Source organism: Saccharopolyspora sp. NPDC002376, assembly GCF_053593195.1.
Genome location: NZ_JBSFBZ010000056.1, coordinates 1 through 21,497 on the forward strand (window position 1 = coordinate 1; position 21,497 = coordinate 21,497).

At 68.9% G+C, this 21,497-nt stretch carries 20 protein-coding genes; 9 read left to right on the plus strand and 11 right to left on the minus strand.

The genetic code is table 11. From position 1 onward, the window contains the following. Positions 1-102: 102 nt before the first annotated feature. From ACWCO2_RS29130 to ACWCO2_RS29140, 3 genes are all read right to left on the minus strand, one after another. A complete protein-coding gene (locus ACWCO2_RS29130) occupies positions 103-714 on the minus strand; it encodes an SWIM zinc finger family protein (protein ID WP_450130982.1) in 612 nt (203 codons plus the stop codon). A 135-nt stretch (positions 715-849) separates the two neighbouring features. Next, on the minus strand, positions 850-3,597 hold the full coding sequence (locus tag ACWCO2_RS29135) for a DEAD/DEAH box helicase (RefSeq protein ID WP_450130983.1): 2,748 nt from the start codon (positions 3,595-3,597) through the stop codon (positions 850-852). Positions 3,598-3,869: 272 nt separating this feature from the next. Then, the gene (locus ACWCO2_RS29140) at positions 3,870-4,193 is read right to left on the minus strand and encodes an alpha/beta fold hydrolase (protein WP_450130984.1); all 324 of its coding nucleotides are present in this window, start codon (positions 4,191-4,193) and stop codon (positions 3,870-3,872) included. Here ACWCO2_RS29140 and ACWCO2_RS29145 point away from each other — a divergent pair. Beyond that, the gene (locus ACWCO2_RS29145) at positions 4,183-4,272 is read left to right on the plus strand and encodes a CGNR zinc finger domain-containing protein (RefSeq protein WP_450130985.1); all 90 of its coding nucleotides are present in this window, start codon (positions 4,183-4,185) and stop codon (positions 4,270-4,272) included. The two genes, ACWCO2_RS29140 and ACWCO2_RS29145, sit on opposite strands and share 11 nt — an antisense overlap. Before the next feature lie 125 nt (positions 4,273-4,397). Here the strand turns inward: ACWCO2_RS29145 and ACWCO2_RS29150 are convergent, their stop codons facing one another. The 3 genes from ACWCO2_RS29150 to pruA all read right to left on the minus strand — a co-directional run bounded on the left by ACWCO2_RS29150 (position 4,398) and on the right by pruA (position 8,117). Then, positions 4,398-5,174, minus strand: a complete 777-nt coding sequence (locus tag ACWCO2_RS29150) for a thioesterase family protein (protein ID WP_450130986.1) — start codon at positions 5,172-5,174, stop codon at positions 4,398-4,400. 146 nt (positions 5,175-5,320) lie between these two features. Continuing rightward, the gene (locus ACWCO2_RS29155; RefSeq protein ID WP_450130987.1) at positions 5,321-6,250 is read right to left on the minus strand and encodes a proline dehydrogenase family protein; all 930 of its coding nucleotides are present in this window, start codon (positions 6,248-6,250) and stop codon (positions 5,321-5,323) included. A 238-nt stretch (positions 6,251-6,488) separates the two neighbouring features. Beyond that, entirely contained in the window at positions 6,489-8,117 is a 1,629-nt protein-coding gene (gene pruA / locus ACWCO2_RS29160; protein WP_450131025.1) for an L-glutamate gamma-semialdehyde dehydrogenase, read from the minus strand. A 146-nt stretch (positions 8,118-8,263) separates the two neighbouring features. Between pruA and ACWCO2_RS29165 the strand changes: the two genes are divergently transcribed. The 3 genes from ACWCO2_RS29165 to ACWCO2_RS29175 all read left to right on the plus strand — a co-directional run bounded on the left by ACWCO2_RS29165 (position 8,264) and on the right by ACWCO2_RS29175 (position 10,506). Beyond that, a complete protein-coding gene (locus tag ACWCO2_RS29165; protein WP_450130988.1) occupies positions 8,264-9,916 on the plus strand; it encodes a PucR family transcriptional regulator in 1,653 nt (550 codons plus the stop codon). Between the two features lie 63 nt (positions 9,917-9,979). Then, entirely contained in the window at positions 9,980-10,405 is a 426-nt protein-coding gene (locus ACWCO2_RS29170) for a DUF5753 domain-containing protein (protein ID WP_450131026.1), read from the plus strand. Continuing rightward, positions 10,315-10,506, plus strand: coding sequence for a Scr1 family TA system antitoxin-like transcriptional regulator (locus ACWCO2_RS29175; protein WP_450130989.1), 192 nt, complete (start codon positions 10,315-10,317; stop codon positions 10,504-10,506). The genes ACWCO2_RS29170 and ACWCO2_RS29175 overlap by 91 nt, the downstream gene beginning before the upstream one ends. 65 nt (positions 10,507-10,571) lie before the next feature. On the opposite strand, the gene ACWCO2_RS29180 is transcribed toward ACWCO2_RS29175, so the two are convergent. The 3 genes from ACWCO2_RS29180 to ACWCO2_RS29190 all read right to left on the minus strand — a co-directional run bounded on the left by ACWCO2_RS29180 (position 10,572) and on the right by ACWCO2_RS29190 (position 13,688). Continuing rightward, positions 10,572-11,021 (minus strand): SDR family NAD(P)-dependent oxidoreductase, encoded by a 450-nt coding sequence (locus tag ACWCO2_RS29180; protein ID WP_450130990.1) that lies wholly within the window; start codon positions 11,019-11,021, stop codon positions 10,572-10,574. 62 nt (positions 11,022-11,083) lie between these two features. Continuing rightward, entirely contained in the window at positions 11,084-12,016 is a 933-nt protein-coding gene (gene coaA / locus ACWCO2_RS29185; RefSeq protein WP_450130991.1) for a type I pantothenate kinase, read from the minus strand. Between the two features lie 226 nt (positions 12,017-12,242). Then, on the minus strand, positions 12,243-13,688 hold the full coding sequence (locus ACWCO2_RS29190; protein WP_450130992.1) for an amino acid permease: 1,446 nt from the start codon (positions 13,686-13,688) through the stop codon (positions 12,243-12,245). 336 nt (positions 13,689-14,024) lie between these two features. Between ACWCO2_RS29190 and ACWCO2_RS29195 the strand changes: the two genes are divergently transcribed. From ACWCO2_RS29195 to ACWCO2_RS29210, 4 genes are all read left to right on the plus strand, one after another. Continuing rightward, on the plus strand, positions 14,025-14,477 hold the full coding sequence (locus ACWCO2_RS29195; RefSeq protein ID WP_450130993.1) for a universal stress protein: 453 nt from the start codon (positions 14,025-14,027) through the stop codon (positions 14,475-14,477). After that, positions 14,458-15,435, plus strand: a complete 978-nt coding sequence (locus tag ACWCO2_RS29200; protein ID WP_450130994.1) for an adenylate/guanylate cyclase domain-containing protein — start codon at positions 14,458-14,460, stop codon at positions 15,433-15,435. The genes ACWCO2_RS29195 and ACWCO2_RS29200 overlap by 20 nt, the downstream gene beginning before the upstream one ends. 260 nt (positions 15,436-15,695) lie before the next feature. Next, positions 15,696-17,075, plus strand: coding sequence for an FAD-binding oxidoreductase (locus ACWCO2_RS29205; protein WP_450130995.1), 1,380 nt, complete (start codon positions 15,696-15,698; stop codon positions 17,073-17,075). Positions 17,076-17,135: 60 nt separating this feature from the next. Beyond that, entirely contained in the window at positions 17,136-18,365 is a 1,230-nt protein-coding gene (locus ACWCO2_RS29210) for a class I SAM-dependent methyltransferase (protein ID WP_450130996.1), read from the plus strand. A gap of 62 nt (positions 18,366-18,427) precedes the next feature. Here ACWCO2_RS29210 and ACWCO2_RS29215 read toward each other — a convergent pair whose 3' ends face one another. Further along, positions 18,428-19,807: a lipase maturation factor family protein gene (locus ACWCO2_RS29215; protein ID WP_450130997.1), complete on the minus strand. Its 1,380-nt coding sequence runs from the start codon at positions 19,805-19,807 to the stop codon at positions 18,428-18,430. Positions 19,808-20,050: 243 nt separating this feature from the next. On the opposite strand from ACWCO2_RS29215, the gene ACWCO2_RS29220 reads away from it, so the two are divergent. Then, the gene (locus tag ACWCO2_RS29220; RefSeq protein WP_450130998.1) at positions 20,051-20,896 is read left to right on the plus strand and encodes a putative RNA methyltransferase; all 846 of its coding nucleotides are present in this window, start codon (positions 20,051-20,053) and stop codon (positions 20,894-20,896) included. A 75-nt stretch (positions 20,897-20,971) separates the two neighbouring features. On the opposite strand, the gene ACWCO2_RS29225 is transcribed toward ACWCO2_RS29220, so the two are convergent. Further along, positions 20,972-21,436 carry a winged helix-turn-helix transcriptional regulator gene (locus tag ACWCO2_RS29225; protein ID WP_450130999.1) on the minus strand — a complete coding sequence of 155 codons (465 nt, stop codon included), beginning with the start codon at positions 21,434-21,436 and terminating at the stop codon, positions 20,972-20,974. Positions 21,437-21,497: the final 61 nt, after the last annotated feature.

The window sequence follows — 21,497 nt, forward strand, 5'->3', positions numbered from 1 at the left end:
ATAACAACCCCCAATCCGCAACTCCCGTTTCGGTTCTTTGTGTTTCGAGTTCTGAGGTGTGGACTTCCGATCTCGTAGCAGTGTTCGAACACTGCTACGCACTCACGACCCCTCGGCGAGCTCCCAGGCGCGGAGGCGGGCTCGCTGGGCAGCGATGATCAGCTGATGCCAGGTGTGCTCGTCGAGGCCTGGTGCCGGGCCGAGCAGGTGCAGTGCTTCGGGTGTCCGGTCGTCGGGCCGGTGCGGGTGTACCTCGATCGCCGCGAGGTCGCCGCGTGCGGTGAACAGCGCCGACGGGTCCAGCTCCGGGTTGGAGCGCGCCGCGCGGAGGTCTGCGAGGAGCGGGTCGCGGTCGCGGCCGCGCAGCCGGGTCAGCAGGAACGGGTCGTCGTCGAGCCTCGGTGCCAGCACGTAGTGCACGGCTGTCGCGTGCGCGCAGGGTTCGGTGCGGCTGGTGCAGGTGCACGTCGAGTGGAGTTCGCCGGTCTGCGGGAACAGCGACAGGTCCACTTCGCGCAGCGTGTCGTCCACGTCTTCCGGCAGTTCGCCCCGCAGGAGCGCGGCGGCGTGTCGGAGCTGGCCGGCCAGCGCCGTGACCGCGGTTCGCCATTCGGCGTCGGTGAACGCCGGCAGCATCAGCACCACGTCGAGGACCTTGCCGCGTGCGTGCACCTGGGCGCTGACCGACCCAGGAGCGACGACGAGATTCTGCACCGCTCCGTTGCGGGCCAGCGAACGTCCGTGCGGCAGGCGGGGATTCGGGTAGCTGGCACCGAGCGATTCCAGCGCGCGCCGCCAGCGCCGACCCCACCAGGTGGCGCCGAAAGCCGTTGCGTCCGTTCTTCGACATCAGTCCTCCGTGGACAGTTCGACGAGTTCGCGCAGCGCCTCGTCGGTCAGCTCGGTGAGCCAGGATCCGCCGCTGCCGATCACCGAATCGGCCAGCGCTCGCTTCTGCTCCAGCAGTTCGGTGATGCGCTCCTCGAGCGTTCCGTGCACGACCAGCTTGTGGACGTGCACGCTGCGGGACTGGCCGATCCGGTGCGCGCGGTCGGTCGCCTGGTCCTCCACCGCGGGGTTCCACCAGCGGTCGTAGTGCAGGACGTGCGTGGCGCGGGTCAGGTTCAGGCCGGTGCCGCCGGCTTTGAGGCTGATGATGAGCACCGGGGGAGCGGTGCCGTCGTCCTGGAAGGCGTCCACCATCGCCTGCCGCCGCGCGGTGGTCAGCCCGCCGTGCAGGAACGGCACCTCGGGCAGGCCCAGTTCGTCGGCGAGGTGACCGGTCAGCAGCTCGCCCATCACCCGGTACTGGGTGAACACCAGTGCCCGGTCACCGGCGGCGACCACCTCGCCCAGCATCTCGGTGGCGCGGGTGAGCTTGCCGGAGCGCCCGGGCAGCGGGCCGGATTCGCCGAGGTAGTGCGCCGGGTGGTTGCAGATCTGCTTGAGCGCGGTCAGCAGCTTCAGGATGCGGCCGCGCCGACCGATCCCGGTGCCGAAGCCCGCGTCCAGCGAGTCGCGCACCGCCTTCCGGTACAGCGCGGCTTGCTCGTCGGTCAGCGCGCAGGTGACCACCGATTCGACCTTGGGCGGCAGATCGGTGGCGACCTCGGTCTTGCGGCGGCGGAGCAGGAACGGCGCGACGATCGAGCGCAGCCGTTGGGTGGCCTCGGCGTCGTGCCACCGCTCGATCGGGACCGCGAACCGCTCCTTGAAGCGGTTGAAGCCGCCCAGCAGACCAGGGTTGGCGAAGTGCATGATCGACCACAGTTCGGCGAGCCGGTTCTCCACCGGCGTGCCGGTCAGCGCCACCCGGGTGCGGGCGCGCAGCCGACCGGCGGCCTGCGCGGTCTGCCCGGACTGGTTCTTGATCTGCTGCGCCTCGTCCAGCACCACGACTTCCCAGTCCACATCGGACAGAAGTCGGAGGTCGGTGCGCAGCAGGGGATAGGTGGTGATGGCCACGGATCCGGGGGTGAACGCAGCCGGGTCGAGCGGGCGTCGCGGGCCGTGGTGGCGCACCACCGGGAGCTTGGGCGCGAACCGGTGGAGCTCGCGCTGCCAGTTGTCCAGCACCGAGGTCGGGCACACCACCAGTTGCGGCCGGTCCCCGGCGCGGGTAGCCAGCAGCGCGATGGTCTGCAGCGTCTTGCCCAGACCCATGTCGTCGGCGAGCACCGCGCCGAAGCCCAGCTCGGCCATGTTCTGCAACCACGCGGCACCGCGTTGTTGGTAACTGCGCAGCGTCGCATCGACACCGGTCAGCACAGGCTCGGATGTTGGCTCGCCCAGCCGTTCCACCAGCGCCCGCAGTCGGCCACCGGCGGAGACGTCGACCTCGCCGAACTCGGTGGACCGCCGTCCTTCCAATACCGCGGCCAGGGCTTCGGACTCCGAGAACGCCTGGGCTTTCCCAAGCCGGGCACGGACTTCCGCGGCTTCCCGCACATCGACGCTCACCCAGCGACCGTGCCAGCGCACCAGTGGACGGCCCAGCGCGATCAGCTCGTCGAGCTCCTCGGCGCGCAGTACTTCGTCGCCGATCACGGCTTGCCAGCGGAACTCCGCGCCGTCCTCGGCGTGCAGGCGTCCGCGCAGTCGACGGACTCCGGCGAGGTCGGTCGGCACCTTGACGGCGATGCCCGCTGCGGTCAGTTCCGGTCTGGTCGCTAGGAACTCGGCGGCTTGGTTGACGTCCAGACGTGCTTGGGTGGGGCGTTGCTCGAACAGGGCTGCGTCCAGCGGGCGGAAGATGCGCGCGGCTTCGGCCAGGCCTTGCACCAGTGCATCTTGTGGCGAACCGATGGTGGTGCCGGGGAGTTCCAGGGTGGCGTTGCCAGCTGACCAGACGCGTTCGGCGGATACCGAAACCCGTGGATCGGCGGCGGATTGCAGGTGGAAACTCACCATCCAGGGTTCGTCGTCATCGGCGGGGACTTCCAGGTGGAGCTCGAGGTTCCCGCCGAGTGGTTCGACCGGTTCCGACGGCAGTGCTCGGGCCCATTCCTGCAGCGCGGACCGCGTGGCCTCGTCCAGTTGCCCGGTTGGATCCGCGCTGGTCAGCGCGGTGACCCACGCGCCAGCGTCGGTGATCGCCTCGCCACGCGCGCACGTGTCGGCGACGGCGTCACCGAAGGCGGCCAGCATCTCCGGCGCGGTCCACGTCCCGCCGTCGCGGCGCAGCGCGTGCGCGGCCGGAGGCATCGCGCCGGCCAGCGCGGCGAACCGGCTGTCGTGCAGGTTCGCCAGCCGCCAGCACGCCGCCTCGCCGCGCACGTCGGGGACCAGATGTCCGGCGGTGACGTGCTCCAACGCGAGTTTCGCGGCCACGCTCCAGGCGATCAGCGAATCCCCGGGCCGCTGCCACGTGGGCCAGCGGTCCGGGGACGGCAGCGCGGCCAGCGGCGCGAGCGCGTCGACGATCGGCACGACGACGGAGGGCAGATCCGCTGCGGCGACCTTGCCGTCGTCGGGCAGCACGGTGGCCAGGTCGTCCTCCCTGCCGTTCGGGAAGCCGAGTTCGCGCGCCGCTTTCGCCGGATCTGCCGTGCCCCAGAGGGCGAGCTCGGCTTCTCCTGGGCGGAACGTCGCCTGCAATCGGTCTGGAATGCCGGATCGTCGAGCGGAAATGTCAGTCCTCCGTCCAGCGGCCGTCGAAGGGCACAAGACACCCCCGACTGCGATTTCCCCGTGCGCCGAACAGTACCGGCAACAATCCGGAATTTCCAAAAACGCAGTTCACCGAAGCAATTTGACAAATTGCCGGCACTGGTGTCAGTCGCGCACTTGACTTTTTCGCGAGAAGGTGGCCTGACCTGGTGTTTCGCGGAGTCGTGAGTGGCGATGGCGGTTCTAGAACCCATCGCCACTCACGAGTCAGGAACGGCTCTAAAAAATCGGATCAGCTCAGCGGCGGTATCTCGCGGGTTGTCCTCGGCAACGAAGTGCCCGGCACCAGGAACGGTTGCTCGGCGGGCGCCGGGAATGGCCGCGGTGAGTCGATCATCGACCGATGGGGCGAGCCATTCGTCGTGTTCGCCCCACAGCACCAGCGTCGGCCCAGTCCTCGGCCGAGATGCCGACGACCGATGGCAATGGCAGGTAGAAACAGCCCCGCACTCACCCCTGGTCGACGAGCTCGCAGCGCTCGTCGGCCTCGGCCTGCTCGGAGCGCTACGCGCGTTGGGCCACAACCGCTTCCGCCACTGCGCGTCGCCGCACTGCGAAGGTGCGTTCGTCGACACCAGCAAGGCGGGCCGCCGCCGCTACTGAACCCCGGACCTCTGCGGCAACAGGATCAACGTCGCCAACCGCAGAGCCAGACATCGCACGAAGTGACCTCGCGCAAAAAAGGGGCTTCCAAATTTCCCTAAATTTGGAAGCCCCTGGTGGCGGAGCTACTGCGCCAGGGAACGGACGGTGAGCATCTGCTCTGCTCGGCCGACCGGGCCTCGGGTGTCGTGGAGGACCGTGCTGGTGATTCCCCGGCCGTCGTCGCCGAAGACGACCGTGGTGTCCAGGCCGGTCCAGTCGCCCTCCGGCTGGCGGTGGAAGTGGATCGTCAGATCGACGTTGGGGAACATCCACTCCGTCGGGTGCTGGCGGACGGCGATGCCGTTGGCCGTGTCGACGAGCGCGACGTAGGCCGCCACCGGGCTGGCCTGCTCACCCGCGACCAGGTCGTACGAGGTCGATATCCACGCCGCGGTGCGTCCGGGCTGCGGCTCCTCGACCGTGCGGGCGTCCAGCGACGCGATGAACCCGCCGTCCCACAGCGAGCTCATCGTCCAGCGCTCCAGCGTGTCCGGGTGCGGCATCAGTTCGGGCTGGCCACCGGAGACGACGCTGGTGTCCTGCGCCGAGAGGTACCAGACGCGGGCGCGGACCACGGGGCGTCCATCGATGATCGCGGTGGCCTCCACCAGCTCGATGGTGCGGCCCGGGCGCAGCGTCTCCACCTGCACCTCGAACTCGTCGAGGTCGATCTTGCCCAGGATGTCGAAGCTGATCCGGCTGATCAGCAGGCCAGGGCGCGCACCGGAGCACTCGATCGCGTGGACCAGCAGTCCGCCCAGCGGGCTGAAGTGCTGCTCGTCGCTGCGCCACGCGCCGCTGGCGTGGGCGGTCGGCTTGAACCGGTTCGCGTCGAGCCGTTCGAAGTAGCTGGGCTTCAACGAAAATCCCTCTTCCCGCTCGTGGTCATGCCGTTCCAGGGTATTTGCGAGGAAGGCCCGGCCGAACGGGCTGTGTCGATCCCCACGCGAACAGGCCCGGCACCGGAAGGGAACCGCGCCGGGCCTGTTTCGTCGGGGGTGCCGCGTCAGCTCTGGGTGATCAGCGAGCGCAGGAAGAACGCCAGGTTCGCCGGGCGCTCGGCGAGGCGGCGCATGAAGTAGCCGTACCACTCGTCGCCGTAGGCCACGTAGACCCGCAGCTTGCCGCCCTCGGCCGCGATCCGCCGCTGCTCCTCGGCGCGGATGCCGTACAGCATCTGGTACTCGAAGCTGTCCGCGTCGCGCCCGGCCCGCGCCGCCAGGTCGGTGGCGATCGAGACCATCCGCGGGTCGTGGCTGGCCACCATCGGGTAGCCCTCGCCGTTCATCAGGATCTTCAGGCAGCGCACGTAGGAGCGGTCGACCTCGCCTTTGTCCTGGTAGGCCACCGAAGCCGGCTCGGAGTAGGCGCCCTTGCACAGGCGCACCCGCGAACCCTCGGTCGCCAGGTCGCGGCAGTCCTGCTCGGTGCGGTGCAGGTAGGCCTGCAGCACCGCGCCGACCCACGGGAAGTCCACCCGCAGGTCGCGGAGGATGCCCAGGGTGGAGTCGGTGGTGGTGTGGTCCTCCATGTCCAGGGTGACCGTGGTGCCCGCGTCGGCCGCTGCCTCGCAGATCAGCCGCGCGTTGTCCAGCGCGATCTTCTCGCCGTCGCTGGACAGGAACTGGCCCACGGCGGAGAGCTTCACCGACACCTCGGCCCGGTCGGCCAGGCCCTCGGCCTTGAGCACCGAGAGCATCCGCTCGTAGGCGCGGACGGTGTCGTTGGCCTGCTGCGCGTCGAGGGTGTCCTCACCGAGGTGGTCGAGGGTGACGTGCATGCCCTGGTCGCGGAGCGCGCGGGTGGCGGTGACCGCGTCCTCGGGGGTGGTCCCGGCGACGAACCGCTTGACGACCGGCTTGGTCAGCGGGTTGGCCTCGACGAGACGGCGCACGCCCTGGGAACGGGCGGCGGCCAGCAAGGTGCTGCGCAGCATTGCGGCTCTCCTTCTGGTGAAAGGAAGTTCGGGGGGTGGATCTCCTGCCTTCCGCGTTGCCTGCTTGATGCGTGCCGCGGTCCGCCGAGGCCTGAGACCGGCATCGGCGTGGGGTTCGGAGTGAGGGGTCTTGCCAGGGGTGAGGGGCGCCTCGACCGTCCCACCCGTCGCCCGACCGCCGCCCCCCAAAGGAGACGCGGCGCGCCACGGTATTGAACGGGTCGAGGCGCCCGCCACCTCAGCCCATGTGCGGGTAGCCGATCCCGATCGGGGCGTCCCAGGTTTCCTTGATGGCCCGGGGGCTGGTCCAGCGCTGGATGTTCAGCAGCGAACCGGCCTTGTCGTTGGTGCCGGAGGCCCGGCTGCCGCCGAAGGGCTGGCGGGAGACGATCGAGCCGGTGGGCTTGTCGTTGACGTAGAAGTTGCCGGCCGCGCCGCGCAGCTTCTGGTGCGCTTCGTCGATGGCGCTGCGGTCGGTGGAGAACACCGCGCCGGTCAGCGCGTACGGGCTGGAGGCGTCGACGACGTCGAGGATCTCCGAGTACTTGGCGTCGTCGTAGACGTGCACCGCGATGATCGGACCGAAGTACTCGGTGGTGAACACCTCGTCGCTCGGGTCGCTGCAGACCAGCACGGTGGGCTCGACGAAGTAGCCGACCGAGTCGTCGTAGCCGCCGCCGGCCAGGACCTCGATGGTGTCGGTCGCCGCGGCCCGGTCCAGCGCCGCCTTGTGCTTGGCGAAGGCGCGGGCGTCGATCACGGCGCCGCCGAAGTACGAGAAGTCGGTGACGTCGCCGTAGCGGATGCTGCGGGTCAGCTCGGCCAGCTCCTCGCGCAGGCCACCCTCCCAGATGGAGCGCGGCACGTAGGCGCGGGAGGCCGCCGAGCACTTCTGGCCCTGGTACTCGAAGGCGCCGCGGGCGAACGCGGTGGCCAGCGGGGCCGGGTCCGCGGACGGGTGCACGACGATGAAGTCCTTGCCGCCGGTCTCCCCGACGATGCGCGGGTAGCTGCGGTAGGAGTCCAGGTTGTCGCCGACGATCCGCCACAGCTTCTTGAAGGTGGCAGTGGAGCCGGTGAAGTGCAGACCGGCGAAGCCCGGGTCGGTCAGCGCGACGTCGGAGACGGCCTGGCCGTCGCCGGTGACCAGGTTGATCACGCCCTTGGGCAGACCGGCCGCCTCGAACAGCCGCATGGTGAAGTGCGCGGCGAACTGCTGCGAGGGGGTCGGCTTCCACACCACGGTGTTGCCCATCAACGCCGGGGCGGTGGGCAGGTTGCCCGCGATGGCGGTGAAGTTGAACGGGGTGATCGCGGTGACGAAGCCGTCCAGCGGGCGGTAGTCCATCCGGTTCCACTCGCCGGGAACCGACCGCGGCTGCTCGGCGATGATCTGCCGCGCGTAGTGCACGTTGAACCGCAGGAAGTCGATGAACTCGCAGGCGGCGTCGATCTCGGCCTGCTGAGCCGACTTCGACTGGCCCAGCATGGTCGCGGCGTTGATCGTGTCGCGCCACGGGCCGGCCAGCAGGTCGGCCGCGCGCAGCAGCACGGCGGCGCGCTCGTCGAACGAGGTCGCGGCCCACGCCGGGGCGGCGTCCTTGGCGGCCTGCACGGCGGCGGCGACGTCCTCGGCGGTGGCCTGCGCGGCGGTGCCCAGCACGTGCTTGTGGTCGTGCGGCTGGACGACGTCGAACCGGTCGCCACCGGCCATGCGCTGCACGCCACCGATGGTCTGGGTCAGCTCGACCTGCTCGGACTCCAGTTCCGCGACCCGCTTCTGCAGCGACTCGCGCTCCGGCGATCCGGGCGCGTAGCCCTTGACCGGCTCGTTGTACGGAACCGGTACCGAGGTGATGGCGTCCATGGCCAAGTTCGCCTCCTTGTGAGAAGTCGCTGTCGTGCGGAAGACCGCTGTTACTTGGGAGGTTAAGGTTTCGTTAGCCGATGGAGCTTGTCCGATCGGCTATCGTTGTTCACATCGGGTTGTCCAGTTGAACAAGTGGGGTTCGGGTGCGCGAAGTCGAGGTCGATGCGGTCGGCGTCGCCGTGGCCGGAGTGCCATTGCGCCAGCTCCTCATCGCCGTCGGAGAACCCCTGGTCGACGTGCTCGCCGCGCCTCGAGGATTCGACGTCGAGGTCCGTGACGTTGTCATTGTCGACCCGGAAGAGGAGTCCGGCAGCGGTCGAAGCGGCGATTTCGTGCTGGTCATCGGCGCGCGCGGAAGGGCCGCGGTGCGGCTGGTTCGGGCGGCGGCGCGCGAGGGCGCGGTGGCCATCGCGGTGAAGGTCGGCTCCGATTCCGATGTTCGGGTGCTGCGCGACACCGCGATCGACTGCGGCATCGCGCTGCTCGGCGTCCGGCCGGAAGTGCGCTGGGAGCGCCTGGAGTCCTTCGCCCGCTCGGCGATCGACAACGCCCGGCTGACCACCGACGCCGACGTGGGGGAGGCTCTCGGCGACCTGTTCTCGCTGGCCCAGACGGTGGCGACGATGACCGACGGCATCGTGTCGATCGAGGACACCGCGAGCCGGGTGCTGGCCTACTCGCGCTCCGACGACGAGGTCGACGAGCTGCGCCGGCTGTCCATCCTGGGCCGTCAAGGCCCCGAGCCGTACCTGGCGATGCTCCGCGACTGGGGCGTCTACCAGCGGCTTCGCGCGGGCGAGGACGTGGTCCGCATAGACGAGCGGCCTGACCTGGGCATTCGCCGCCGGATGGCGGTGGGCATCCACGCCGGAACCCAGCCGCTCGGCTCGATCTGGGTGCAGGAGAGCACCCGCCCGCTGTCGGAGCGCTCCGAGCGAGCCCTGCTGGGAGCGGCGCGCGTGGCGGCGCTGCAGCTCGTCCGGCAGCGCACCGAGGCCACGGCCGCGCCGCGTTTCCGCGAGAACCTGCTGGCCGGGCTGCTCGACGGTCGCATCGACGCGCAGTCGGTGGCCGACAACATCGGTGCGGATGCGACGAAACCAGCGGTGGTCGTGGTGTTCACCCTGCGCCCGTCGGAACCCATCGCGGACCGCTCCGAGCTGGAGCTGCAACGTGCTGAGATGACCAGTCTGATCTCGGTGCACGCCTCGGCGTACCGTCGCAGCGCGCTGGTCACCACGATCGGCTCGCGGGTGTACGTGCTGCTGCCGGACCTGGCGGAGCGCTCAGCGGGCAACTCGGCGCTGAGCCTGACGCGGGAGATCGTCGTGGCGGCCAAGCAGCACCTGCGGGCGCGGGTGCAGGTGGGCGTCGGCTCGGCGGTGCGGACGCTGGACGAGGTCGCCGGATCGCGCACCGAAGCGGACCGGATCCTCGACGCGATGACGCACGACCTGCACGCGGAGATCGCGACCATCTCCGACGTCCGCGCGCAGGTGGTGATCAGCGAGCTTTTGACCGTCCTGCAAGGAAACGAGCGTTTCCGCGACGCCCGCCTGACGGCCCTGCACGAGCACGACACGGAGCACGGAACGGGCCTGGCGCGCTCGCTGCTGGCCTACCTGGAAACCTTCGGCGACGTCCGAGCGGCCAGCGACCGCCTGCACGTCCACCCCAACACCCTCCGCTACCGAGTCCGCCGAGCAGGCGAGATCACCGGAATCGACCTGGCGAACCCCTCAGAACGCCTCAACGCCCACCTCCAACTCCTCCTCGCCCGCCGCGTCCGCCGCTGAAGCTGGCGATTTCGCGCGAAATCGCCCTCACACCTCGACCAGTTCGAATGGGGCGCCAGCGGGATCCGCGAGTGGGACCTCGGCTACGTACCTGGGCTGCTCCAGACGAGGGCCTATGCGGCGGCGGTGATCAGAGAAGGAATCACTGCAACAGAGCGCCACTTCGACGAGCAGACGAACTTGAGGTTGCAGCGGCAGACCGTGCTCGACCGTGCCGAACATCCCTTGAAGCTCCACACGATCGTTGATGAAGGTGCAGTGCGCCGAAGGGTCGCAAGCAACCAGGTGATGCGCGAACAACTGACGTTCCTCGCCAGCGCGAATGATCATCCACAAATCACGTTGCAGGTCGTTTCGTTCGATGCGGGCACTCATCGAGGGCAGCTCGGATCCTTCCAGTGGCTTGGCTTTCCCGCAGGGACGACCCGGGTGTCGTCTACATCGAGAACCAGAAGGGCGGGCTGTACCTCGAAGAGCCCAGCGAGATAGCTGGCTTTCACGAGGAGTTCGCCCGGTTGGAAGAACGCGCACTTTCACCTGCGGATAAAACGAAGTTCCTTACCGAGCTAGTGGAGGACGCAGAGTCGTGAGCACCCATGCCCCAGACGCCAGCGAGTTACGTGGCGTGACTTGGCGGAAGAGCAGCCGCAGTGGTTCAGGCGGCGGCGTATGTGTCGAGGTCGGCGCGGTGTGGCGCAAGAGCAGCTACAGCGGTCATGGCCGCGTCGAGTTCGCCGAGCGCCCCGTCGCCGCCGCTGCGCGCGTGGTTGCAGACCAGGATGTCGAGGTGCCCGAACTCGGCCGTGACCGCGTCGATGAGCTGCTGCGGCGCGTCGGGCTCGGCAAGATCGCCCCCGGCGTCGGAGACCCGAGCTTCGGGTACCAGCTGTTCCGCGACACCGGCGAGTACAGCGTCGAGATCGTCAGCGCCCCAAGGTTGTTCGGCGTCGTGCGGTCGGTAGTGGTGCAGGAAGACCGAGGCGCCGTAAGCCGCCAACCGCCGCGCGATCGCGTATCCGATACCCCGGCGACGGCTGACCCCGGTCACCAACGCAGTCCGGCCGCGCAGTGGAATCGGGTCGCGTGAAAGATCGGCTGTCTCCACGCGCGGCAGGCTAGGGCGGAAACACGACCGTCGCCACCGAATTGTCCGGACGGCACGGCTCGTCAGAGTTTGCGCAGGCGTACTCGGTTGATCGAGTGGTCGATGTCCTTGCGCAACACCAGGGTTGCTCTGGGGCGGGTGGGGAGGATGTTGTCCACCAGGTTCGGTTCGTTGATCGTGCGCCACAGGTGCTCGGCCTCGGCGCGGGCCTCGGAGTCGGAGAGCTCGGCGAAGTGGTGGAAGTGCGAGTTCGGGTTCGCGAACGCCGTGCCGCGCAGCGCGAGGAAGCGGTCGGTGTACCAGCGGGCGATGTGGTCGGTGTGCGCGTCGACGTAGATGGAGAAGTCGAACAGGTCCGACACCGTCAGGCTCGGCCCGGGCTGCAGGACGTTGAGACCCTCGATGATCAGGATGTCGGGCTGGCGGATCACGTTCTGCTCGTCGGGCAGGATGTCGTAGGCCACGTGCGAGTACACCGGCGCGGCCACCTCCGGGGCGCCGGACTTCACTTCGGTGACGAAGCGCAGCAGCGCGCGGCGGTCGTAGCTCTCCGGGAAGCCTTTGCGGTGCATCAGGCCGCGGCGCACCAGCTCGGCCTTCGGGTAGAGGAAGCCGTCGGTGGTCACCAGGTCCACGCGCGGGTGGTCGGGCCAGCGGGCCAGCAGGGTGCGCAGCAGTCGCGCGGTCGTCGACTTGCCGACCGCGACGCTGCCCGCGATGCCGATCACGAACGGCACCTTGGTGCCGCGGGTCTCGTCGCCGAGGAACGTCGTGGTGGACTCGTGCAGCCGTTGGCGGGCGGCTACCTGCAGGCTGATCAGCCGCGACAGCGGGAGGTAGACGTCGGCGACCTCGGCCAGGTCGACCTGCTCGCCGAGCCCGCGCAGGGCGAGCAGCTCGTCCTCGGTCAGCGGCAGCGGCAGGGAATCTCGCAGTTCCCGCCACTGGTCCCGGTGCAGTTCGACATATGGGCTCAGTTCGCGAACGCGCGTCACAGGCACCCCTCAACGTTGAGGCCCGGCAGGAACTCCGTGCGGAACCCTAAGCGCCAGAACGCCCCTCGCGCTGTGATCCACTCCACGCTGAGACGCACCAAACACGCTTGATCGATCGCGATCTCCCGCCCGTCGGGGCCGGACGGCAGAACGCCGGACCGCGCTGAGGGGGTGGCGCGCGATCCGGCGTTCTGCGGGGGTCCGGCCCGCAGGACCGGGGGTGGGATCAGCTCTCGGTGTTCTCCGGGGCGTTGAGCTTCGACTTGCGGTAGCCGTAGGCGAAGTAGATCACCAGACCGATGGCGAACCAGGCGGCGAAGCGCAGCCAGGTCACCGGGTCCAGGAAGGTGACCAGCCAGATCGAGAACACGATGCCGATGATCGGCACGATCGGCATGCCCGGGCACTTGAAGCCGCGCTTGATGTCGGGCCGCTTGTAGCGCAGCACGATCACCGAGGCGCACACGATCACGAACGCCAGCAGGATGCCGATGTTGGTCAGCTCGGCGGCCTCACCGATCGGCAGCAGACCGGCGATCAGCGCCGAGGCGATGCCGATCAGCCAGGTGAACCGGGTCGGCACCTTGCGCACCGGGTGGGTCTTGGCGAACCACTGCGGCAGCAGGCCGTCGCGGCTCATCGCGTAGCCGACGCGGGTCACGCCGAGCATGAAGGTGAACAGCACGGTCAGGATGCCCAGGATGGCGCCGACCGCGATGATCGCACCGACCACCGGCAGGCCGACGTCGGTGAACGCGGCGGTGAAAGCCGCTTCGCTGTTGATCTGGGTGTACGGGACCATGCCGGTGAGCACCAGGCAGGCCAGCACGTAGAGCACCATCGAGATGGCCAGCGAGTACATGATCGCCTTCGGCATGTGCTTCTGGGCGTCCTTGGACTCCTCTGCCGCGGTGCTCATCGCGTCGTAGCCGAACACCGCGAAGAACACCGTCGCGGCTCCGGCGAACGCGCCGCTGATGCCGAACGGGAAGAACGGGTTGTAGTTGCCCGCGTTGATGTGGAACGCGCCGACGACGATGACGACCAGCACCACGGCGACCTTCAGGTACACCAGCAGCGTCTCGAACCGGGCGGCGCTCTTCATGCCCTGGTTGAGGATGTAGGCGATCAGCAGGCACAGCAGCATCGCGAACAGGTTGATCTTGTAGCTGCCGGGAGGTGCGGCGCCGTCCTCGGTGCCCGGGGCGCCCATCATCCACGCCGGCAGGTCGATGCCGAGGAAGCCGATCAGCTCGTTGAAGTAGCCGGAGATGCCGATGGCCACCACCGCGACGATCGCGGTGTACTCCAGCAGCAGGTCCCAGCCGATCAGCCAGCCCACGACCTCGCCGAGCACGGCATAGCCGTAGGTGTAGGCCGAACCGGCCTTGGGGATCATGCCTGCGAACTCGGCGTAGGAGAACGCGGCGGCCGCGCTGGCGATGCCGGCGATCAGGAACGAGATCAGGACTGCGGGGCCGGCCTTCTCATTGGCCACCGCACCCGCCAGCGAGAAGATCCCGGCGCCGATGATGCCGCCGACGCCGATGGCGGTCAGCTGCCACAACCCGAGCGACTTCTGCAGGCCACCGCCGCCGGTGTCCTCGGTGATGGAGTCGATCGGCTTCCGACGGAATATGCCCCGCCCAGGCTGGAGGTGTGGTGCGGTCACGGTTCTACTCCTGGTGGTTCTTCTTGCGCGAAGGGTTACGTACATGGCGTGATTCGGCCCGGCGAACGTCCCGCGCAACGTCGTCCGTGTCCTGCATCACCGAATGGTTTGCACGTTGTTGGCGAAACCTACGCGTATGCGGCGCGTAATCATGTTGTGGGGTTGGATGAGAGATGGCCACTTCGTTTGGCCGCGACGACAAAACGGCCGGTCGTGGCGTGTAGGTCCGCTCACAGCTGGACGCGCTGCATTGCGAACCGTGACTGGGCGGCATCGCGATCGTTAGGGTTCACGCCGGTGCCAGGCGCAGAATCAGCCAGTGGAAGTAGGAGCGCGATGTCCAGTTACCGCACCGTGGTCGTCGGGACCGACGGCTCGGAGCCCTCGCTGCGCGCGGTGGCCCGCGCGGGAGCCGTCGCAGGCGACTCCGCTGCCCGCTTGATGATCGTCTGCGCCTACTACCCGACGTCGGACCGCGACGTCGAGCACGCGCGCGACGAGCTGGGCGACGAGGCCTTCCAGGTGGTCGGCTCGGCACCGGCCGAGGCCACGCTGCGCGAGGCCACCGACGTCGCCCGCGAAGCGGGGGCGAAGCAGGTGGACAGCTCCGCCTCGGTCGGAGCGCCGATCGGCGTGCTGCTGGCCGCCGCGGAGAAGGAAGCGGCTGACCTGCTGGTCATCGGCAGCCGCGGGTTGAACACGTTGAAGGGGCGGATCCTCGGCTCGGTGCCGTCCGAGGTCTCGCGTCGCGCAGAATGCGATGTGCTCGTTGTCCGAACCACGCGATAAGCCGACCGCGCGCGGCAACCAGATCGAGAGCACCATCCTCGGTGGTGCGGCGCGCTACACCAAGGACCAGGTGGCCGAGGCTGCGGGCGTGCCAGTGCGGCGCGCTGAACAGCTGTGGCAGGCGATGGGCTTCGCCCACGTCGACGACGAGGCGGTCGTGTTCACCGATGCCGACGTCGCCGCGCTGCGCTCGCTGGTGGAGCTGGTCTCGGCCGAGGTGATCCCGCCCGAGCTGGAGTCGGCGGTGGCCCGCTCGCTGGCGCAGACGATGTCCCGGCTGGCCGAGTGGCAGGTCGGCATCTTCAAGTCGCTGCTGGGCGACAAGTTCGCGGTGGACGTGGAGACCACCGCTCAGGTCGCCTCGGTGATCCTGCCGGTGATGGACCGGCTGCAGGACTACGTGTGGCGGCGGCACCTGGCGGCCAGCGCCTCGCGGGAGCTCGCCGAGCGCGATCCGGGCACCGACGAGCGGGTGCAGGTGATCGGCTTCGCCGACCTGGTCGGCTACACCCGGCTGATCCGGGACTTCACCGAGCTGGAGCTGACCCGGCTGATCGACGGCTTCGAGTCGCTGGCCAGCGGTGTGGTCGCGGAGAACCACGGCCGGGTCATCAAGACGGTGGGCGACGAGGTGCTGTTCGTGGCCGACACCGCCGCCGAGGCCGCGGAGATCGCGTTGACGCTCAACGAGGAGATCGCCAAGGACGACCTGCTGCCGCCGCTGCGCATCGGGCTCGCGCAGGGGTCGGTGCTGGCCCGCTTCGGCGACGTCTACGGCTCGACGGTGAACATCGCCAGCCGTCTGACCTCGGTGGCCCGTCCGGCGTCGGTGCTGGTGGATCGCGAGTTGGCGGCGTCGCTGCGGGACCACCCGGACTACCGCCTGATCTCGGTCGGCCCGACCAAGGTCCAGGGCTTCCGCGGGCTCCGCGCCTGGGCACTGCGCCGCTCCGGCTGACCCCTCCGGCGCGCACCTCGGGCAGCTGACGCGCCCCGATGTGCGCGCGAATTCATGCCGCTGGGAGTAGTCCATATGATCGAATTCCAGTGGTGCGTGCTTGCTGCAAGCAAGCACATTTGATATGTCGTGCCAGCCGTCGCCACCTGCGATTTCGTAATCGCCGACGAATGCGTCCGGCGTCGTGCGGGGCGTTGTGCCCCGGTTCGCCGACGGAAATGCGGATGCCCGTCGTCAGTCCCGGCAATAGAGTCGGGGGCATGGCGGATCGGGGAACAGCCGTGACGGGTAGCCATTCCGACGACGTAGCCGCTCTGGTCGCGCAGTACGCGCGACTACCCGCTGGCGCACCGGTGCGCCTGGCCAAACCCACCTCCAACCTGTTCCGGTTCCGCGACCCGTCCGCCGGTCCGGGCCTGGATGTCGGACGCTTCGACCGCGTGCTGGAGGTGGACACCGCTAACCGCACCGCGCAGGTGCAGGGCATGGCGACCTATGAGAGCGTCGTCGACGCGCTGCTGCCGTCCGGGCACATCCCGCTGGTGGTGCCGCAGCTGAAGACGATCACGCTCGGCGGCGCGGTGGCCGGTCTCGGCATCGAATCCACCTCGTTCCGCAGCGGGCTGCCGCACGAATCGGTGCGGGAGATGGAGATCCTCACCGGCTCCGGGGAAGTCGTGCGCGCTCGCGCGGACAACGAGAACGCCGAGCTGCACCGCGGGTTCCCCAACTCCTACGGCACGTTGGGCTACGCGCTGCGGCTGGAGATCGAGCTGGAAAAGGTCCGCCCGTACGTGCGGTTGCAGCACGTCCGGTTCGGCACGGCGCGGGAATGCGCGGACGCCATCGCGCAGATCTGCCGCGACCGCACCTACGACGGGCACCCGGTCGATTTCCTCGACGGCACGGTCTTCAACGCCCGCGAGCAGTACCTGACACTTGGGTCCTATGTGGACGAGGCTCCGTTCACCAGCGACTACACCGGACAGCAGGTCTACTACCGCTCCCTGCCGCAGCGGCGCACCGACTACCTGCGCATCCAGGACTACCTGTGGCGCTGGGACACCGACTGGTTCTGGTGTTCCCGCGCGTTCGGCGCGCAGCACCCGCTGGTGCGTCGGTTCTGGCCGCGGCAGTACCGCCGCTCCGACGTCTATCGCCGCATCGTGGCATGGGACCGCAAGCACGCGGTGACCGACCGGATCGCGGTGCTGCGCGGCCGGGGCGTCAACGAGCCGGTGATCCAAGACGTGGAGATCCCGGTCGACCGGCTGCCGGAGTTCCTGGAGTTCTTCCACCGCGACATCGGCATCTCGCCGGTGTGGCTGTGCCCGGTGCAGCTGCGCGACCGCAAGGGCTGGCCGCTGTACCCGATGGATCCCGATGAGCTGTACGTCAACGTCGGCTTCTGGTCCACCGTGCCGCTGCGCCGGGGCGAAGCGCCGGGACGGCACAACCGGGCGATCGAGCGCGTGGTGACCGAGCTGGACGGACACAAGTCGCTGTACTCCAACTCCTACTACACCGAAGAAGAGTTCTGGCGGCTCTACAACCAGCCCGCCTACGAGCGGCTGAAGGAGCGCTACGACCCGCAGCACCGGCTGCCCGGGCTGTACGAGAAGTGCGTGCGGGAAAGGTGATTTCGGCAAGGACTGGCGCCAGGTTCGCGTAGTCGTCGGAATCAGGAAGGGGATTCGCTGATGGGCTGGGCAGAGGTGTTCGCGCGCGTCCTCGGGGACGGTCCCCCGGTGGAGATCCGTGCCTTCGACGGCAGCCGGACCGGTCCGCCGGGCGCCGAGGTCTGCGTGGAAGTCCGCTCCCCGCTGGCGCTTTCGCACCTGGCGGCGGCTCCCGGTGAGCTCGGGCTGGCCCGCGCCTACGTAACCGGGGCGCTCGAGGTGCACGGCGACATGTACGCGGCGCTGTCGTCCTTCCCGTCGGTGGCGCTGGAGGAGATCCCGCCGAGCTTGCGCCGCGAGCTGCTGGTGAAGCTGGCCGGCCATCGCCTGTGGTGGCCGGTCAAGCCTCCGGCGGTCGAGCACCGGGGGCGCGGCTGGCGGCACTCCAAGCGCCGCGACAGCACGTCGATCTCGTACCACTACGACATGTCCAACCGGTTCTACGAGTGGGTGCTGGGGCCGTCGATGGCCTACACCTGCGCGGTGTACCCGACTGGAACGTCCACTTTGGAGGAAGCGCAGTTCACCAAGCACGACCTGGTGGCGCGCAAGCTCGGACTCCAGGAGGGCATGCGGCTGCTCGACGTGGGCTGCGGCTGGGGCGGCATGGTGATGCACGCGGCCGAGCACTACGGGGTCCGCGCGCTCGGGGTGACGCTGTCCCGGCAGCAGGCGCAGTGGGCGCAGAAGGCCATCGCCGAGCGCGGGCTGGCCGACCTGGCCGAGGTCCGCCACCTGGACTACCGCGACGTCACCGAGACCGGGTTCGACGCGGTCAGCTCGATCGGGCTCACCGAGCACATCGGGCTGGCGCAGCTGCCGTCGTACTTCTCGTTCCTGCGCGACAAGCTGGTGCCAGGCGGGCGGCTGCTCAACCACTGCATCACCCGCCCCGACGGCAGCCACGGTGCGCGGCCGGGCAAGTTCATCAGCCGCTACGTCTTCCCGGACGGAGAGCTCGAACCGGTGGGCACTCTGGTGTCGGCGATGAACGACAACGGTTTCGAGGTCCGTCACGAGGAGAACCTGCGCGAGCACTACGCCCTGACTCTCGCCGGCTGGTGCGAAAACCTCGAGGCGCGCTGGGACGAAGCGGTCGCGGAGGTCGGCCTCGACCGAGCGCGCGTGTGGCGCCTGTACATGGCGGCCTGCCGCCTGGGCTTCGAGCGCAACATCGTCCAGCTCCACCAGGTCCTCGGCGTCCGCCTCGACGACACCAACGCCCACTACCCACTCCGCCCAACCTGGTAACGCCGTCACCCGGGTGGTGTCAATTTCGCGAGAAATTGGCACCACCTCCTCACCCAGGTGGGCTAGGTCAGGTCGTTGAGGGTTAGGGGTGGGATGAAGTCGCCTGCTCGGGTCCGGATCCAGAAGGCTCCGGTCTCTCGGTGTTCGGAGCGGGTGGTGAAGCGGTAGTGGTAGAGGTCCGCTCGGATCAGGAGGGGTGGCTGGTCTGGGAAGGGGTTGTGGCGGAGTAGGAGCAAGACTTGGTCGTCGTTGCGGAGGAGGGCTTCGACCAGGGCCGGCAGCCAGGTGCGGCCGTAGGCGGGGGAGAGGGCGAGGAACCACATCAGCCAGTCCAGGCGGAGGTGGTAGGGCGCGACCTGCGGTGGGCGGCGGTTCGGGTCGCCGGGTTTGCCCTTGAACTCGTACTCCCGCCATTCGGCGTCGACGTCGGCTGCGCCTTGCACGACGACCTCGTAGCGGGTGCGGGTGATGCTGCCGAACGCGCCGTAGGTGTTGCCCAGGTGCAGCTTGTTGAAGCTGCGGTTCATCACCTGGCGCTTGCCGAGCATGTTGCGCACCGGCCAGTAGCTCAGCACCGCGAACACCACCGTCAGCGCCAGCACCAGCATGGCGAACCACGGCGGCAGGCTGGCCGCCGGTCCGGTCCGGGGCAGGCTCATCGCGGAGAACGCGAGCGTGATGGTCAGCAGGTTCAGCCAGGCGAAGTTCCCGCTGAGCATCAACCAGCCCTGCGTCACCACCACGACCAGCCCGGCCGCAGAGGCGACCGGCTGCGGGGCGAACAGCAGGAACGGCACGACCAGTTGCGTGAAGTGGTTGGCCAGCACCTCGGTCTTGTGCAGCGGGCGCGGCAGCCAGTGGAACCAGCGGCTCAGCGGGCCGGGCATCGGCTGGGTCTCGTGGTGAAAGTAGAGCGCGGTGAGGTCGCGCCAGCAGGAATCGCCGCGCATCTTGATCAGCCCGGCGCCGAACTCCACCCGGAACAGCAGCCAGGTCAGCAACCACAGCACCAGCGTCGGCGGCGCGATCTCGGCTGGGCCGAGGAAGATCGCCAGGAATCCGGCCTCCAGCAGCAGCGACTCCCAGCCGAACGAATACCAGACCTGCCCGACGTTGACGATCGACAGGTACAGCGCCCACAGCACCGTCCACAGCACCAGCCAGGCCCACAGCGGTGCCAGATCGGCGAACAGCGCGAGCACGCTGCCGAGGACACCGGCCCAGCAGATGCCGGCGAAGAACCGGTCGGAGTAGTGCAGGTGGAACAGGCTGGGCGAAGTCTGGAACGGGACGTGCGCCAGGAACCGGGGGATGGGCGTCAGGCCGCGTTCGCCGAGCAGTCCCCGGAACTGGCGCAGCGCGCTGACGAACCCCAGCAGGTAGGTGATGGCGAGCAGGTGCGCGACCGCGAACCGCGCGGCCCAGTAGTCGGGGGCTGCCATCCAATCCCACATCGTCCCCACCGTCCCAGCTGTTCGACGGCTTCGCGCAACGCCAGCGCGGGCTCCTAAAACCCGTTGATCCCGGTCTTTGGTTTTGATGCGCCGCCAAGCGCATGGCCCCCCTCGGCGCTGGCACCGCCGCGGGTTCTCAGCGTTCGTCCTGGCGAGCTGAGGTTCCGCTACCGGCACAGCTAGGTAAAACGAGCCCGTCAAGCCAGGGACCCTAGACTTGCACCGCGAACGATGCGGTGGAGGGCTGGTTTGCTGGACGAAGTGGTGGCGGTGCTGGCCTGTCCGCATTGCGGTGCCGATCTGGACCGGACGGGCAACAGCTTGCGCTGCGCGGCGAACCACGTGTTCGACATCGCCCGCCAGGGATACGTGAGCCTGCTGCCCGGCGGCACGAAGGTCGTCGGCGACACGGCGGCGATGGTCGCGGCCCGAGCGGACTTTCTGGCCGCGGGCCACTACGCGCCGATCGCCGACGCGCTGGCCGGAGCGGTGTCCGACCTCGAGGGCTGCGTGGTCGACATCGGCGCCGGGACCGGCTACTACCTGGCCCGTGCCCTGGAAGACTCGGATCGCGTCGGGCTCGCGCTGGACGTTTCGAAGTACGCCTCCCGTCGCGCGGCCAAGGCGCACCCGCGCATGGGCGCAGCGGTCGCCGACGCCTGGCAAACGCTGCCGGTGCGCACGGGTGCGGCGTCGGCGGTGCTGAACGTCTTCGCGCCCCGCAACGCCGCGGAAATGCGCCGGATCCTGCGCCCGGACGGCCGACTCGTGGTGGTCGTGCCGAACGCCGGGCACCTCGCGGACCTGGTCGGAGCGCTCGGCCTGCTCAAGGTCGACGAGCGCAAGCAAGAGCGCCTGACCGAGCAGTTGTCCGACCACTTCGACCTGATCTCGCAGCGGACCTGCGAGTTCCAGCTCTCCCTGACGGAGTCGGAAGCCGAAGAGGTGGTGGCGATGGGCCCCAGCGCCTGGCACGCCGACCCCGAAGCCCTCCGCGCCCGAATCGCGGCCCTCCCGAAGCCCCTCGCCCCGACCGCCTCGGTCGCGATCGCCAGCTACCGCCCCCGCACCGCCTGATCAGTTTTGCCAAAAACTGCCCGGCCTCCTGCGTCCGGTGTGGATGGACAGTTATGAGCAAAACCGACTCCGGCATCAGCGCCGCCGGGCGAAGACCGACTCCCTTCCTTCCGGGCGCGGGATGCCCAGGTGCTGCTCGCGCAGCTCGTCCATGAACTCCTCCCACAGCTCGGGGCCGCCGCGTTCCAGCAGCTCAGCGCGGATGGACAGCTCGCGCGTCACCGGCAGGTGGCGGCGTCCCCACGCACCGAGGTGGGCCAGCACGGGGACGAGCTGGATCGCGGGCTCGGTGAGGCTGTAGATCACCTTCTGCTTGTGGGTGGGGTCGGCGGCCTTGGACACCAGGCCGTGCTCGGTGAGGCGCTGCAACCGCGCGGAGAGGATGTTCGAGGCGATCCCTTCCTCGGAGCTGTTCAGCAGCTCGCGGAAGTGCCTGCGGTTGCCGAACATCAGGTCGCGGATGACGACCAGCGACCACTTGTCGCCGAGCACTTCGACGGCGAGGTTGATCGGACACCCCGAACGGTGCTCGTCCTTCACCGGAACCTCCCACTTCCGACGGAAACTGCTTGCATTATGCCTCCGGCCGGCGGTAGCTCGC

Bases quoted from the DNA above. Each gene is read 5' to 3' on its own strand.
- pruA (WP_450131025.1), bottom strand. From the start codon at position 8,117: ATGGACGCCATCACCTCGGTACCGGTTCCGTACAACGAGCCGGTCAAG.
- ACWCO2_RS29155 (WP_450130987.1), bottom strand. From the start codon at position 6,250: ATGCTGCGCAGCACCTTGCTGGCCGCCGCCCGTTCCCAGGGCGTGCGC.
- ACWCO2_RS29195 (WP_450130993.1), top strand. From the start codon at position 14,025: ATGTCCAGTTACCGCACCGTGGTCGTCGGGACCGACGGCTCGGAGCCC.
- ACWCO2_RS29210 (WP_450130996.1), top strand. From the start codon at position 17,136: ATGGGCTGGGCAGAGGTGTTCGCGCGCGTCCTCGGGGACGGTCCCCCG.
- ACWCO2_RS29215 (WP_450130997.1), bottom strand. From the start codon at position 19,807: ATGGCAGCCCCCGACTACTGGGCCGCGCGGTTCGCGGTCGCGCACCTG.
- ACWCO2_RS29205 (WP_450130995.1), top strand. From the start codon at position 15,696: ATGGCGGATCGGGGAACAGCCGTGACGGGTAGCCATTCCGACGACGTA.
- ACWCO2_RS29220 (WP_450130998.1), top strand. From the start codon at position 20,051: ATGCGGTGGAGGGCTGGTTTGCTGGACGAAGTGGTGGCGGTGCTGGCC.